This is a genomic window from Pseudomonas sp. IPO3778 (assembly GCF_013386825.1).
In the GTDB taxonomy this organism is placed as follows: Bacteria; Pseudomonadota; Gammaproteobacteria; order Pseudomonadales; family Pseudomonadaceae; genus Aquipseudomonas.
This window is the reverse complement of the sequence record NZ_JACARC010000041.1, coordinates 224,080-238,463: the sequence shown is the minus strand read 5'-3', so window position 1 is coordinate 238,463 and position 14,384 is coordinate 224,080. Positions and strand designations below refer to the sequence as shown.

Below are 14,384 nucleotides of genomic sequence, written 5' to 3'. Positions count from 1 at the left end.
CGGATCCAAAATTGGGAGCGGGCTTGCTCGCGAAGGCGGTGTGTCAGTCACCGAATGCATCAACTGAAAGACCGCATTCGCGAGCAAGCCCGCTCCCACATTTTTGACCGCGTGCGCCCTTGCTCTTGCTCTGGCTTCTACCGCTCAGGTCAGCTCTTTCAGGCAGAACAAAGGCCAAAGCGAACTCGGTCCAAAATGTGGGAGCGGGCTTGCTCGCGAAGGTCGTTAACGATGACGCTCCCCTGCTGATTCAACCCTCAAGCTTTTGTAGCCAACTCCCGCAACACCTTCAGTAACGAGGTTTCGCCCTTGACCACCTCGGCCTGCTCAAAGCAGATCCAACCTTCATTGAATCCATCAATCATGCGCATGCGCGGCATTGGGTTCTGCGCACCTTGCTCGCGAAACATCGGCTCCCAGGTATCCCGGGGCACCACCTGTGCCGTCACGCCGCGATTGAGCACTTCGCTCAATGTGCGGGCGATGTCGTTAGGGCTGACCCACTGGCCTTCCAGTTCAACCACTCGGCGACCGGTCCAGTGTTGCTGCAGCAGTTGCGCGGCGAGGCGGCCGACGTCGGCGGTGGCGATCATGGGGACGGCTTTGTCCAGCGGTTGCAGGAAGCTGTGGATCACGCCGTGATCACGGGCCGTGGCCACGTCATACGCCGCGTTTTCCATGAACCAGCCCGGGCGCAGGAAGGTCACCGGTAGGTTTAACGCGCTCAAGGCCTGTTCCATCAGGGTGCGTTGAGTCAGCAGGTTAAGGGGCTCGGCCTGGGCGCCAATGGTCGACAGGCACACGACTTTCTGCGGCGCGGCGGCTTCGATGGCTTGGGCGACGGCGGCAATGACGTTGCGCGCCTCGGGGAAGCCGGGCTCCGGATCAAAGTCCGATGGCGGCAGGATGAACACGCCGGTGGCGCCTTTGAAGGCTGCGGTAAGGGCCGCGGCGTCGTCCATGTGGGCAACGGCGACCTCGCAGCCCAGTGCGGCCCATTCGGCACCTTTGGCGGCATCGCGAATCACCGCACGCACCGGTTGACGATCGTTGAGGAGAAAACGCGCCAGGGCGCCGCCGACTTTGCCTGTGATTCCGGTAATGACATACATGGTGTTTACGCCTGTTGTTCCAATGGGTGGATCAAGCATAAGCAGCACGCGGCATTGACAGAATAGCGATCACGTCACTGCATCAGTGACTCAAAATCATGAATCCCCCAGCGGCGGCAACCGGCGTTTTACCGGGGTTTTCTTGACGATGGCGGTGTTGGTTTCGGCGTATGCGTTGAGCCGGTCCAACAGCGTGTCCAGTTGATCCATGGTGCGTACGTGCAGGCGCGCGATGAAGCAGTCGTCGCCGGTCACCTTGTCGCATTCGGTGAACTCGGGGATCGCCTGGATCTGCCGTTCCACTTCCTGCAGTTTTCCCGGCAGGGGGCGAATGCGCACGATGGCTTGCAGCAGATAGCCGAAATGCTTCGGGTCGATGTCCACGGTGTAGTTTTTCATACGCCGCGCTCTTCCAGGCGCCGCAGCCGCTCGCTGACGCTGGGGGAGGAGAGGCCGGTGATGCCCGCCAAGGCCTTGAGGGACAGACGGGAGTCGTCCATCAGCGCGGCGATCAGTTGCTGGTCAATGCTGTCAATCATGCCCGCTCCGAAAGTAATGACGTAGGTTTGCCTAATAAGAAAAGGCGAAAACCGGAGGTCGCCTTGTTTAGCGTCTGGAGTCGCTACAAACCAGATTGCCATAATTGAGCCTCACTTGAGGAGCTCTATCATGGACAAATCCATACGTCGTGGGTCCTGGGAAATGGTCGCCGCCATGTTGATATCCGGCACCATCGGCTGGTTCGTGCTGGTGTCCGGGGTGCCGGTTGTGGAGGTGGTGTTCTGGCGCTGCGTGATTGGCGCGCTGACGTTGCTGGTGGTGTGCGGGCTGATGGGTTATTTGCGCCTGGACCTGCTGAGCTACCCGACACTGGGGCTGGCGATGCTCAGTGGCGTGGCGATTGTGGGCAACTGGTTGCTGCTGTTTGAGTCGTACGCCAGGGCTTCAATTTCCATCAGCACGGCGGTGTATAACGTGCAGCCTTTCCTGCTGGTGATGCTGGCCGCAGTGTTCCTGGGCGAGAAAATCACCGTGCAGAAACTCGCGTGGTTGAGCGTGGCGTTTGTCGGGATGCTGGCGATTGTCACCGCCCATGGCGATCAGCAAAACACCGGGGATGACTATCTGGTGGGCGTGGCATTGGCGCTGGGGGCGGCGTTGCTGTATGCGATTGCGGCGCTGATCATCAAGCGCCTTAAAGCAGTGCCGCCGCATTTGATGGCCTTGATCCAGGTGACCACGGGCGCACTGTTGCTCGCGCCATTGATGCAGTGGCAGAACCTGTCCGCCTCGATGGATGCGTGGGCGGCGCTGTTGACCCTGGGGGTGGTGCACACCGGTTTGATGTACGTGTTGCTGTATGGCGCCATCCAGAAGTTGCCCACGGCAATCACCGGGGCGCTGTCGTTTATCTACCCGATCGCGGCCATTTTTGTCGACTGGATTGCGTTTGGGCATCGCCTGGGCTGGCTGCAATGGCTCGGTGTGGCGGCCATTCTGCTCGCCGCGGCCGGGCTGCAACGGGGTTGGTGGTGGCGCTCGAAAGTGGTGGCCGGGCATGTTTCATGAAGCAGTGATAGCACCTTGGTTATTATTCGCCGCTGTATACCTACCTTTACAGCGGAACCCCTCATGTTAAAGAAAAGTCGTGCATGGCTGCTCAGTGGCCTGGTGCTGTCGGTGGCGATGTCGGTGCAGGCCGAAAGCACGCTCCATGTGGCCTACGCCGGCTCCATGGGCGTGGTGATGGACAAGGCCCTGGGGCCGGCCTTCGCTGAACGCGAGCACCTGACCTATCAGGGGCAGGGCGAAGGCGCGTATGGCATGGCGCGGTTGCTGGCCTCGAAGAAGGTGGTGGCCGATGTGTTTGTCTCCATCACCCCGGGGCCGATTGAAGTGCTGCAAAAAGCCGGGCTGGTGGACAAGGCGCTGCCGGTGGCCAGCACCCGCATGGTCATCGCCTACAACCCCAAGAGCACCTTTGCCGCCGCGCTGGAAGCCAGCAAGAACCCTGGCTCGCCGGCCTGGTGGAAAGTGCTGCAAAGCCCTGGCCTGCGCTTTGGCCGCACGGACGCCGCCACCGACCCGCAAGGGCAGAACATCGTCTTTGCGGTAAAACTGGCCGAGAAGTACTACCGGCAGCCGGGCCTGGCCCGGCAGATTCTGGGTGACGTGCAGAACCCGCAGCAGGTATTCGGTGAAGGCGGCCTGTTGACGCGCCTGCAAGCCGGCCAGATTGATGCCGCTTCCGGTTACGAGAGCGCGACGATCTCGGCCAAGCTGCCGTATATCGCGCTGCCTGACGAGATCAACCTGAGCAACCCGGCCTTCACCCATGACTGGTACGACACCGTCAGCCTGCAACTGCCGGACAAGAACGGCCAGATGCAAACCCTCAAGCCGCAGCCGTTGGTGTTCTACGCGGCGGTGCTGAAAAACGCCCCCCACCCGCAACAGGCCCAGGCGTTCGTGACTTACCTGCAATCCCCTGAAGGCCAGAAGCTGTTTGAAGCCAACGGCTATGGCCAGCCGAAGGGCGGAGCGCTTTGATGTGCTGAAGGGCTCCCGCACGCTGTGGATGAGCGTGCCGGCGGCGGTGCTGCTGATCATTCCATTTGTGGCCCTGGCGGCTGCAACGTCATGGGGGCAGTTGCACCTGGCCTACGGCGATGGGTCGGCGGTGGGCGTGTCCCTGGGGCTGAGCAGTGTCTCGACGCTGTTGATTGTGCTGCTGGGCACGCCATTGGCCTTGTGGCTGGCCCGCACGGGTTCGCCTTTGCGCAGCGGGGTCGAGGCGTTATTGCTGGTCTCCCTGCTGACGCCGCCGCTGGCCATGGGGATTCTGCTGGTGACGGCCTACGGCCCGTACGCCACCCTCGGCGAAGCCTTGGGACGGCTGGGCATATCCCTGAGCAATAACATGCCGGCGTTTATCCTGGCGCAGCTCTACGGTGGCCTGGCCTATTACATCCTGTGCGCACGTACGGCATTCGAGGCGGTGCCGCGCGCTCTGGAAGAAGCCGCCCGGGGCTTGGGTTGCTCACCGGCACAGGTGTTTTTCCAGGTGACCCTGCCCGTCACCCGGCGGGCCCTGGCCAACGCCTTGGCGATTGTCTGGGTGCGGGTGATTGGCGAGTTCGGAATTGTGATGGTGTTTGCGTATTTCCCCCAGGGGATTCCGGTCAAGCTGTTCGTCAACCTGCAGAACGAAGGCGTAGACAGTGTCTACGCCCTGTTGTGGTTGCTGCTGCTGGTGACCTTGCCGTTTCCGCTGTGGTGCCTGCGGGTACGCCGGCGCGAAGGGATCAGTGGGGCGCGCGAGGGATGGTCTTGAGCAGGTCGTCCGGGCTGATGTAACCCACCACGCTGCCCGGTTGCGGCAGGCCAAGGATGTGGCCCTTGATCTTGCCAATCACATGCATCTCGCACGGCTTGCAGTCGAACTTCAGCGTCAGCACTTCATCGCCGTGAATCAACTGCATCGGCGCTACCTTGGTCTTCACCCCCGTCACACCCTTGGCCTGTTTCGGGCACAGGTTGAACGAGAACCGCAGGCAGTGCTTGGTGATCATCACCGGCACTTCGCCGGTTTCTTCGTGGGCTTCATACGCCGCATCGATCAGTTGCACGCCGTGACGGTGATAGAAGTCCCGGGCCTTCTGGTTGTAGACGTTGGCCAGGAACGACAGGTGGGATTCCGGGTACACCGGCGGCGGCGTGGTTTCCGCCTTGCGGCCGCCCCGTGGATGAGCCTGGATGCGCGCCTCGGTCAGGGCCTCAATCACCTCACGGCGCAATGCCTTGAGTTGCGAGTTCGGGATAAAGAACGCCTGCGGTGCCTCCAGCTCGATTGACGTGGCGTGGTACTGGGTGGTGCCCAGTTGGCCCAGCAGGTCGCGCAGGGTTTCCAGGGCCTGTTCCGGCTTGTTGGCCACGCCGAACGGGCCGGGCAGGGTGACGCTGGCACTGATGCCTTCTTCGCTGGTGACGGTCAAGTCCAGGCGATCTTCCTGCAGGCGGGCGGCCCACGACACACCAATACGGCGCTCGGCGGACGTCTTGAGCAATGCCTGCTGCCAGTTATGGTCCAGGTTACGGTTCAACGGATGGTTTGGGCGCAGCTGGTGCAAACCGGCCGGCATCTCGTTGGGCTCGACGCGGTAGCGGTAGCGTTTTTCGCCGTCTTCTTCGAACTCGCCTTTTGGCTCGGCGATGTTGGCGCGGAAACCCACCACTTCGCGCTTGATCAGCACATTGAGGCCGTCGCCGTTGGACAGCGGCTCGTGGGTCACCACCTGCAAGTCACGCTTGCCGGCTTTCTCTACCACACCCACCGGCAGGCCGGTAAAGGTCGGGGTGTCGAAGGCGCCGATGTCGACCTTGCGGTCGGTGACGAAGTAGTCGGTGCTGCCACGGTGGAAGGTTTTTTCCGGGTCGGGCAGGAAGAAATGCGCGGTGCGGCCGCTGGACGCGCGGGCCAGGTCGGGGCGGTCTTCGAGAATCTCGTCCAGGCGCTGACGGTAATAGGCCGTGATGTTCTTCACATAACCCATGTCCTTGTAGCGGCCTTCGATCTTGAACGAGCGCACGCCGGCCTCCACCAGGGCGCGCAGGTTGGCGCTCTGGTTGTTGTCTTTCATCGACAACAGGTGCTTTTCAAAGGCCACCACGCGGCCCTGGTCGTCTTTCAAGGTGTAGGGCAGGCGGCACGCCTGGGAGCAATCGCCACGGTTGGCGCTGCGGCCATTCTGGGCGTGGGAGATGTTGCACTGGCCGGAGAAGGCCACGCACAAGGCGCCGTGGATGAAGAATTCGATGGCCGCGTCGGTTTCATCGGCAATCGCGCGGATCTCTTGCAGGTTCAGCTCACGGGCCAAGACCAACTGCGAGAAACCGGCCTGGTCGAGGAACTTGGCCCGGCCCAGGGTACGGATATCGGTCTGGGTGCTGGCGTGCAGCTCGATGGGAGGAATATCCAGCTCCATCACCCCCAGGTCCTGGACGATCAGCGCGTCGACACCGGCATCGTAGAGCTGGTGGATCAGCTTGCGGGCCGGCTCCAGCTCGTTGTCGTGCAGGATCGTGTTGAGGGTGGTGAACACTCGCGCGTGGTAGCGCCGGGCGAACTCCACCAACTGCGCGATATCGCTCACGTCGTTGCAGGCGTTATGGCGTGCGCCGAAACTCGGGCCGCCGATGTACACGGCGTCGGCGCCATGCAGGATGGCCTCGCGCGCGATGGCAACATCGCGGGCAGGGCTGAGCAATTCCAGGTGATGCTTGGGCAAGGACATAGTTTTTTTAGTCAGGCTTGTCACGGAGGCGGGCATTGTAGCTGTGAAATGCCGGATCGACATCTACCAGGCCCTGGAATGCACTCCCCTGTGGACGCCGGGCGTGCCCGCGATGCAGGCAGCGCGGTGTATCCGTGACACCGAGGCGATCCCATCGCAGCCTCGCTGGGGCTCGACAGCTCCCACATTGGGGCGTCGATCCCCTTAGTCCTCAGGCCTAGATCGTTCCCACGCTTTGCGTGGGAATGCCGCCTCGGACGCTCTGCGTCCCGCTGGCGCTGTAGGGTTCAAGTCTTGCGCAATGATGACGCGGAGCGTCACGGGATGCGTTACCACGCGGAGCGTGGGAACGATCAGTCAACGGTGGGCGCCGGGCTTGCCCGCGATGCAGGCAGCGCGGTGTATCCGTGACACCGAGGCGATCCCATCGCAGCCTCGCTGGGGCTCGACAGCTCCCACATTGGGGGCGTCGATCCCCTTAGTCCTCAGGCCTTGGCCGCCATCGCGGTGACTTCAACCCGCATGCCTTGCACCGCCAGGGCGGCCACGCCAACGGCTGCGCGCACCGGCCAGGGCTTGGCGAAATAGCGTTTGTAGACTTCGTTGAACGCGGCGCGGTCGGCCATGTCCGTCAGATAGATGGTCAGGTGCATGACCCGGTCAATCGAGCTGCCGGCGCGTTCCAGGGCCACTTTCAGGGCTTGCAGGGTGCATTCGCTTTGCAGGGTGATGTCGCCCAGTTCCAGGCTGCCGTCGGCGCGGGTGGGGATCTGGGTGGAGACGAGGATGCCGTTGAAGCCGATGACGTCGGAGGAGATGGAGTCCGGATCGAGGTCAGGGGTGAACGCGAGGTCGTGGTTGGCCATGGAGGTCTCGTTTTGCTGCAGAGTGAGGCCGCGCAGTTTAACGCCTCCAGCAGAACTGCCAACCCAAATAGCTGTTCAGCGTGCCAGCGACCTGTGTCGCTGGCACGTCCCGGGAAGGGCTTACAGGATGTTGAACGGGTAGTTGACGATCAGGCGCGTATCGTTGACGTCGCCGCCACTGCCCGACTCGGAACTGCCGGTGTGGTAGGCCTGGCGCAGGCGGAACGCGAGGTTTTTCGCCGGCCCGCTCTGCACCACGTACTTCACTTCCACGTCGGTTTCGTGCTCCTTGGCGCCGTTGCCGTAGGCGCCGAGGTAGGCACTGTTGGCCGGGGTGTGGCTGCCGTCAATGTCGGAACCGTTGATGTAGCGGCTCATGAAGCTAAGCCCCGGCACACCGTAGGTCGCCATGTTCAAGTCGTACCGCAGGGCCCAGGAGGCTTCACCAGGGCCGTTGAAGTCGGACCATTGCACCGAGTTGGCCAGCAGGATCGAGTCGCCGGCCGCGGCGGCACCGTTGTCACCCGCACCGATGTAGTCGAACGGCTCGTTGCCATCGATCTTCTGGAACGACAGCGTCAGCGTGTGGGCCTGCAGGAACGAATAGGCCGCCGCCAGCGAGTACGCCGTGGTGTTGATCGTGCCTGCGTTGGCACTCCCGGTATCCAGGGTGCGGTACAGGTTGCCGTCCAGGGTCACGGACTGGCCATTGCTCAGCGGCAGCACGTAATTGAGGTTGGTGTAGTACTGGCGCCACACGTCCTGCAACTCGCCGGCATACACCGTGGCGCTCAAGTCCGGGGTGAAGGTGTATTTGCCACCGACAAAACTGGCACTTTTGGTCGCCACGTTGGCGTAGGTGGCAAAGATATCGTGCTCGTGGTTGGTGGTATCGCCGCTGTTGGTCGCGGTGAAGTGGCCGGCTTCAAGGTTCAGGCCGGCAATTTCGTTGCTGGTCAGGTCAAAGCCGGTGGCGGTCTGGTCGAGCAACCCGACACCCCCGACGGCAAACACTGGCGCGGTGGGCTGCATTTCACCGTACTTGAGCTGCGTCTTGGAGATCCGCAGCTTTATCGCTCCCCCCAACGAGCCGTAGGCGTCCTGAGGGTCGCCGTTGCGATCAAGGGGCAGGTTGCCGGTGTTCGCGTATTTGCGCTGGGAGTCGAGTTTCAGCCCGCCGTAGGCATAGGCGTCGACGCCAAACCCGATGGTGCCCTGGGTGAAGCCGGAGATGTAATTGGCCATGACCCCTTGGGTCCAGTCGCGCTGGTCGGCCCGGCCTTCTTCCCGGTTACGGTTCAAGTAATAGTTGCGCGCGACCCCGGTGAGGCTACTGCCATCGACAAACCCCGTGGCGGCGGCCTGATCCGTTACTGTGTCTGCCAAGGCTACTTGGCTCAGGCTGGTAGATATGACCAGCGCTAATAGGTTCCACTGTTTAACCATGGTAATGACTTCCCCGGATTAATTAATCGCTAAAAGTTGCGTGCACAGATGCACGACCTTATTTTTTATGGCGTATATAACTTTTCGGCAGGCGTTATTAAGGCTGGCGTTGAAGCCGGGTTTCGCGTCTTGTAGTTTTAGCCGGGCACCACCCTGGCGGGCAGTGCTGGCCTGTGTGCGATGGGCGATTTTTAACCGCTTTGCGGTAAAGAACCAGTGAAGGGATCTTAAACTCGATTAATTAATATTCACTTTTTCAGGCGGCAGGCTGGTGTAACTTTGAGCCTGTCTTAGCCGCTCTGCTTCGACAAAAACCTTTGGTTTGCCGCCGCAGGCTCTGCGGCGGATTTTTTATAAATACCCCATGTAAATTTATTTAGTGTCGGGTGTATAAAAGTACGGTGAGTGCTTTGTTTTCTATTAACTTTCACAACTAATGACCGGCGCTTTTATTGGCGCGACAGCACGTGAATCGATCAACTCCCTCCGTTTTAATACTTTCTTAAAAAAATCGGTCTATGGTTACGGCCCTTGCTCATCATCCCGTATGTGTGGATTGTGTTGCCCCATTCCAAGCAGCACACGAGGGCCTGCTGTGTATTTATTGTTGGTGGAAGACGACGCCATGCTGGCCGAAGCCATTTGCGATGGCGCACGGCAAAACAGCTGGAACATTGACCATGTCAAGGACGCCTCCCACGCGCGCCTGGCCTTGGTCGAACATACCTACAACGCGGTCCTGCTTGACCTGGGCCTGCCGGGTGAATCCGGTTTGAGCGTGCTCAAGGCCCTGCGCAAACAACACGACCCCACACCGGTGGTGATCCTCACGGCCAGCGGGCAGTTGAGTGCGCGCATCGTCGGCCTGGATGCCGGGGCCGATGACTATCTGGTCAAGCCGTTCCAGCTCGACGAACTGTGGGCGCGCTTGCGGGCCGTAAGCCGGCGCAGTGAAGGGCGGGTGATCTCACTGCTGACCCTGGGGGATATCGTGCTGGACCGTAGCCGTCACGTGGTGACACGAGGCGGCCAGCGGGTGGCATTGAGCGCGTATGAATACCGCACGTTGCTCGCGCTGCTGGAGCGCCCCGGTCACGTGCTTGCGCGTGATCATTTGCAAGCGGTGGTTTATGGCCACGCCAGCAACATCGAGAGCAATACCATTGCCGTGTATATCCACCAATTGCGGCGCAAATTGGGCGATGAGCTGATCACCACGGTCCATGGCCAGGGCTATATGATCGCCGGGGCCCGTCAATGAAATCCCTGCGCCAACGCATGATGCGTGTGCTGTTCCTGACCATCGGTATCTGCTGGGCGCTGGCCTTGACGGCATTGCTGATTTACACCCAGGTCAGCTCCAGCAGCATCTGGGACAGCAAGCTGCAAGCCATCGCCACCCAGCTGTTGCTGGCTGTCCCGCAGAACAATGAGCAGCTCCCGGGCAAGGACGCCAGCCCGCAACTACGCAGCGCCGGGCTGGCCGAAGCCGGGTTGTTGACCTACCAGGTGTGGGCGCGCCACGACCGTTTGCTGGCCGGTGCGCCGGGCGCTCCGTCGACGGCGTTGCAGGGGAGTTTCCTGGACGGTTTTTCGAGCCCGATGATCGATGGGCGCAAGTGGCGGGTCTATTCAATTTCCGACAGCAACCGGCAACTGACGGTCCAGGTCGGCTACCTGCACAGTGTGATCAGCGCGGACATGCGTCGAAAAGCCTTCGTGGCGCTGTGTATCGCCTCATCGCTGCTGGCGCTGGTAGGGCTGTTGATGTGGCAGGTCTTGCGGCGTGCGCTACGGCCGGTACTGGTGATCGAAAATGCCCTGCGGGGCAGGCATCGTTTTGACCTTACGCCGTTGTGGGTGGGCGCGCTGCCCGTCGAACTGCGCCCGCTGGTGGAGGGGTTCAATCACTTGCTGCGCCAACTCGACCAGGCACTGGAAGGTGAACGGCGTTTTATCGCCAATGCGGCCCATGAGTTACGCACGCCGCTCTCGGCCTTGCAGGCCCATGCGCAAATTGCCCTGCGGGCCACGACCCTGGCTGAAAAGGACGCGACCTTGCACAAGCTGCTGGCGGTGGTGGCGCGCAGCACGCGTTTGTCTGAGCAATTGTTGGACCTGGCGAGCCTGGAGGCGGTGCATAAACCCCATCGCACCCAGGTCGACCTGAGCGAACTCATCGGCTATGTCACCGATGAATTTGAGGTGCAGGCCGCGCAGGCACAACGCACGCTGCTGGTGGAGACCCAACCGTGCCTGATCGACTGCGATGTCGACGCCATGGGCATTTTGCTGCGCAACCTGATCGACAATGCCCTGCGCTACACCGCGCCAGGCGACCACGTAAAAATCAGCTGTGGCCCATCGCCCCAGGGGCCTTGCCTGCAAGTCGCCGATGACGGGCCGGGGGTGGCGGCCGCCGAGAGAGAGTCGATCTTCGAGCGCTTTTACCGCGTTCCCGGTAATGGCGGGCAGGGCAGCGGGATCGGCCTGTCGCTGGTGAAAAATATCGTTCAAGGGCACCACGCAAGCCTCATCACCAGCAGCGGCCTGGCCGGCAAGGGATTGTCCATCAGCGTGTATTTTCCTGGGGTTGTGCCGCCTCCAGCACCTGCGCCATAACCTGGGCCTGCCATTCAAAATAAGGGTTGTACGTGAGGCGGGCATGCACCTTGCCTGCTTCCCGATAGCCCCAATCGGAATACCACACAGCGGCCCCCGCCAGGCATTGCCGGTAGCCGTCGGCGTTCTGCCCGTTGGCACACATCGGCTGTTTGCCTTGGCGACCGTACTGGGGGTTGTCCGGCGAGAACAGCACACTCATATGGGAAAACTGGCTGATGTGTTCGGCGGGAAACTGATCACTGCGCACCAGCATCCGTGGATGGCGCTGCCCGGAAACCAGGTCGCCATACCAGATCATCCGGGATGCCGGGTTCGGAAAGCGCTGACTGAACGTCTCCCGCACAAACCCCACATCCACCACTGAATCATGGGCGGCGCTGACGATCAGCACTGGCCGGTCATAGGTCTGCATCGCCAGCCTGCTGCGCACGACGGTACTGGTGAGGTAGAACTGGGCAAAGCCGTTGGTGGGTACGTTTTGGTAGCGCAACGGCGTCTGCTGGGGGGCCGGGCCGTCAGGCTGGCGCAACCAGGGCTTGACCCTGGACAGCCACGGCAGCAACCAATCGAAGGGCAGGCGGGCCTTGAACGCGGGCGAAAACAGCAGCAGGCCAGCGATGGCCGGGTCGTCCATGGCGTATTCCAGCACCAGGTTGGCCCCGGTGGAGAAACCGCCCAGGTACACCTCGTCGGCGTCCTGGCGCAGCAACGCCACTTGCCGCGCCACGCTGTGTTGCCAGTCGGTGATATCGACGCCCAGCATGTCGGCGGGTTGAGTCCCGTGCCCGGGCAGCAACAGCGTGCGCACCCGATAACCCTGGCCGGCGAGCTGTGGTGCGATGTCAATGAACGAGCCCGGCGAGTCCCCCAGGCCGTGCACCAGCAGAATCCCTTTGCCGTTGGGGTGTTCAGGCAGCCATTCGCGAGGGGCGTTCCAGGCCAGTTCCAGGGCATGGTCCGTGCCCTGGAAGCGTCGGTCACGTTCAAGCAGCAAGAGGGTTTGCTGGCGGTAGTCGGCAAAACTCGCCGGCACCGGCGATACAGGGCTGGCCGGCAGCTCGGCGCAGCCGGCGATGCAGGACAACAACAGCGTCCCGAGTGATTTCATGGGGCCTCCGTGGGCGTGAGCAAGCACCGTAAAGCCGCCGCAGGCAGGGCCCGCGACGGCCATGTCAGTCAAAAACGGTACAGGTACCAAAGCCGAGCCGAGCCGAGGGTGGATCGGTCCACGATCGGGCTGTCTTCAATCTCACTGCCCAGGCGTGTGGCGCTCAGGTCCAGATAGACGTGCTGGTTGGCCTCCAGCTGATAACCAACGCGTACCCCTGCCTCGATATTGACGGTGGCGTCACCGGTGTAGGCCCGACGCGTCGCCGTGGCTTCGCGGGCGCGTACACCGTAGTAGTAAGCGACGTAATCTTCATCCAGGTGCACCGCCGCCAGGCGCGGGGTGAAGTCGAAGCTGCCCGCGGTAAAGCGTCGCTCGACGGCCAGCCGGATGATTTGCCCGTCACTGTTGCCTGACGCATCGCCTGCCCATTGCGCGGAAAACTGCGCGACCGGGCTCTGCCAGATGGCCTTGCCCCCCAGCCAGATGCCGGGATCACGGTCACGCATGCCGTCCAGGTCATCGGAATCGGAGGCGTCATAGCCTTCACCCAGCCCGTACCGGGCCTGCAAACGAAAGGACAGCGCGCTGTCGCTGGGAATCTTGAAGTCGATACCAGGGCCCATCACGCTGATCCAGCGATTTTCATAGGACACCGCCGGCAAGAGTTGGCTGTCGTTGTCATGGCCACGGTAGGGGGAATTTGTCACGGCGGCCCCCAGGCCCAGTCCCCAGCCAAATGCCTGGTCGCTTTCTGGCGCCGCGAGGGTGGTGATGGGCATTAGTGACAGGCTGGCCAGAAACAGTGTCCCGACAAACGAGGTCAACGCGTTCACGGGCGGCGATTTAGATTCGATGGGCGACATAGGTGTGTTCTCAGAGGGAGGGCTGAGGCGGAGTATGTCGGGGAGGATTTAAGAAATTTTTAGGCGGATTAATCGCTTGTTAAGAGGGCACTCAAAAGAACAAATCCTTCGGCGACAGCCTCTCGCTGAACGGTGAACCGGGATTCCTTGCGTGTTGCTTGATGACCTGCTTCAACACGCCGATGAAGGCCGTTGCAGCTTTGCTGCGCACGTTACCCCGGCGGCTGACCACGCCGAGGATCCTTGATTTGGAGCCTTTGAACGCACTCAACGGCGCAACCGCATCGGCAAAACACGCGGATTTGAGCAATAAGTCAGGCAGTACAGTCAGCGAGTCCGTCTGCAACAGCACCGGCAGCAAAATCCCCGCCGAGTGCACGCTCACCACATGACTGGGCGGGGGTGACAGGCGAAATTCCCGGTTCAGATCGCTGATAAACGTGTTGTGCAGCGAAGGCGGGTAGTTCGCCAGCCACTTCATGGCATTCAGTTCATCAATGGAGCTGGAGTGCCGTAGCGGGTGGTCTTTACGCCCCACCACATGGGCCTGGTAGGAAAACAGCGGTTCGATGGAGAACTCGTTTTCGGTAATGAAATTACTGGCCTGGATCACCGCGAAATCCAGATAGCCGTCCCGAAGCTGCGGCACCGAAATGCCGTGCAGCCCCTCGAACACCTCGAGGAATACGTGGGGGTACTCTTGCTGGTAGAGGCTCAGGCATTCCGGCAGAAAGCTGAAGTTGATAAACGGCGAGACGGCAATACGCAGGCGTTCGGCCTGCCCGCTGCGAATCAGGTTCAGGTCGGCCTTGGCCTTTTCAATTTCGCTGAGTATCAGGCGCGCGTGGTGCAGCAGGCTTTTGCCAGCCTCGGTAAAACGCACGCCGGTGTGGGTGCGCTCCAGCAATTCCACCCCTTGTTGCTGCTCCAGATCACGCAAGGTGCGGGTGATTGCGGCCTGGGTCAGGCCGACGGATTTGGCCGCGCTGCGGATGCTCCCGGTTTCGGCGACCGCCACCAAAGCGGTGAACTGGTTGGTTTTCATGCTGCCCCTGATGACAACTAAA

12 protein-coding genes and 1 pseudogene are annotated in these 14,384 nt (G+C 61.5%); 5 read left to right on the top strand and 8 right to left on the bottom strand.

All coding sequences use genetic code 11. The annotated features are described in order from the left end of the window. Window positions 1–257: 257 nt before the first annotated feature. Both HX855_RS22465 and HX855_RS22460 read right to left on the bottom strand, forming a co-directional pair. Window positions 258–1,112, bottom strand: a complete 855-nt coding sequence (locus HX855_RS22465; RefSeq protein ID WP_177086153.1) for an NmrA family NAD(P)-binding protein — start codon at window positions 1,110–1,112, stop codon at window positions 258–260. 96 nt (window positions 1,113–1,208) lie between these two features. After that, window positions 1,209–1,651, bottom strand: a pseudogene (locus tag HX855_RS22460) (Lrp/AsnC family transcriptional regulator). Between the two features lie 130 nt (window positions 1,652–1,781). Between HX855_RS22460 and HX855_RS22455 the strand changes: the two are divergent. The 3 genes from HX855_RS22455 to HX855_RS22445 all read left to right on the top strand — a co-directional run bounded on the left by HX855_RS22455 (window position 1,782) and on the right by HX855_RS22445 (window position 4,446). Further along, a complete protein-coding gene (locus tag HX855_RS22455) occupies window positions 1,782–2,681 on the top strand; it encodes a DMT family transporter (protein ID WP_177086151.1) in 900 nt (299 codons plus the stop codon). Between the two features lie 63 nt (window positions 2,682–2,744). Next, complete coding sequence (locus HX855_RS22450) at window positions 2,745–3,662, top strand: extracellular solute-binding protein (RefSeq protein ID WP_177086148.1); 918 nt, start codon at window positions 2,745–2,747, stop codon at window positions 3,660–3,662. Between the two features lies 1 nt (window position 3,663). Continuing rightward, a complete protein-coding gene (locus HX855_RS22445; protein WP_309139802.1) occupies window positions 3,664–4,446 on the top strand; it encodes an ABC transporter permease subunit in 783 nt (260 codons plus the stop codon). On the opposite strand, the gene HX855_RS22440 is transcribed toward HX855_RS22445, so the two are convergent. The 3 genes from HX855_RS22440 to HX855_RS22430 form a co-directional block, all read right to left on the bottom strand. Next, window positions 4,418–6,406 (bottom strand): U32 family peptidase, encoded by a 1,989-nt coding sequence (locus HX855_RS22440; RefSeq protein WP_177086143.1) that lies wholly within the window; start codon window positions 6,404–6,406, stop codon window positions 4,418–4,420. The genes HX855_RS22445 and HX855_RS22440 overlap by 29 nt on opposite strands. Before the next feature lie 485 nt (window positions 6,407–6,891). Beyond that, a complete protein-coding gene (locus HX855_RS22435; protein ID WP_177086140.1) occupies window positions 6,892–7,272 on the bottom strand; it encodes a RidA family protein in 381 nt (126 codons plus the stop codon). A gap of 120 nt (window positions 7,273–7,392) precedes the next feature. Next, complete coding sequence (locus tag HX855_RS22430) at window positions 7,393–8,718, bottom strand: OprD family porin (RefSeq protein WP_177086138.1); 1,326 nt, start codon at window positions 8,716–8,718, stop codon at window positions 7,393–7,395. 595 nt (window positions 8,719–9,313) lie between these two features. Here HX855_RS22430 and HX855_RS22425 point away from each other — a divergent pair. Beyond that, window positions 9,314–9,979, top strand: coding sequence for a response regulator transcription factor (locus tag HX855_RS22425; protein ID WP_003217793.1), 666 nt, complete (start codon window positions 9,314–9,316; stop codon window positions 9,977–9,979). Further along, a complete protein-coding gene (locus tag HX855_RS22420; protein WP_177086136.1) occupies window positions 9,976–11,340 on the top strand; it encodes an ATP-binding protein in 1,365 nt (454 codons plus the stop codon). Before HX855_RS22425 ends, HX855_RS22420 begins: the two co-directional genes overlap by 4 nt. Here HX855_RS22420 and HX855_RS22415 read toward each other — a convergent pair. From HX855_RS22415 to HX855_RS22405, 3 genes are all read right to left on the bottom strand, one after another. Continuing rightward, entirely contained in the window at window positions 11,291–12,451 is a 1,161-nt protein-coding gene (locus HX855_RS22415) for a carboxylesterase (protein WP_256353005.1), read from the bottom strand. The genes HX855_RS22420 and HX855_RS22415 overlap by 50 nt on opposite strands. A gap of 68 nt (window positions 12,452–12,519) precedes the next feature. Next, on the bottom strand, window positions 12,520–13,317 hold the full coding sequence (locus HX855_RS22410; RefSeq protein ID WP_177086134.1) for a MipA/OmpV family protein: 798 nt from the start codon (window positions 13,315–13,317) through the stop codon (window positions 12,520–12,522). Between the two features lie 91 nt (window positions 13,318–13,408). Then, window positions 13,409–14,362 carry a LysR family transcriptional regulator gene (locus tag HX855_RS22405; protein WP_177086132.1) on the bottom strand — a complete coding sequence of 318 codons (954 nt, stop codon included), beginning with the start codon at window positions 14,360–14,362 and terminating at the stop codon, window positions 13,409–13,411. Window positions 14,363–14,384 lie beyond the last annotated feature (22 nt).

Excerpts from the sequence above, each read along its gene's own strand:
- HX855_RS22450 (WP_177086148.1), top strand. The coding sequence starts at position 2,745 with ATGTTAAAGAAAAGTCGTGCATGGCTGCTCAGTGGCCTGGTGCTGTCG.
- HX855_RS22455 (WP_177086151.1), top strand. The coding sequence starts at position 1,782 with ATGGACAAATCCATACGTCGTGGGTCCTGGGAAATGGTCGCCGCCATG.
- HX855_RS22415 (WP_256353005.1), bottom strand. The coding sequence starts at position 12,451 with ATGAAATCACTCGGGACGCTGTTGTTGTCCTGCATCGCCGGCTGCGCC.
- HX855_RS22440 (WP_177086143.1), bottom strand. The coding sequence starts at position 6,406 with ATGTCCTTGCCCAAGCATCACCTGGAATTGCTCAGCCCTGCCCGCGAT.
- HX855_RS22410 (WP_177086134.1), bottom strand. The coding sequence starts at position 13,317 with ATGTCGCCCATCGAATCTAAATCGCCGCCCGTGAACGCGTTGACCTCG.
- HX855_RS22405 (WP_177086132.1), bottom strand. The coding sequence starts at position 14,362 with ATGAAAACCAACCAGTTCACCGCTTTGGTGGCGGTCGCCGAAACCGGG.
- HX855_RS22435 (WP_177086140.1), bottom strand. The coding sequence starts at position 7,272 with ATGGCCAACCACGACCTCGCGTTCACCCCTGACCTCGATCCGGACTCC.
- HX855_RS22430 (WP_177086138.1), bottom strand. The coding sequence starts at position 8,718 with ATGGTTAAACAGTGGAACCTATTAGCGCTGGTCATATCTACCAGCCTG.
- HX855_RS22465 (WP_177086153.1), bottom strand. The coding sequence starts at position 1,112 with ATGTATGTCATTACCGGAATCACAGGCAAAGTCGGCGGCGCCCTGGCG.
- HX855_RS22420 (WP_177086136.1), top strand. The coding sequence starts at position 9,976 with ATGAAATCCCTGCGCCAACGCATGATGCGTGTGCTGTTCCTGACCATC.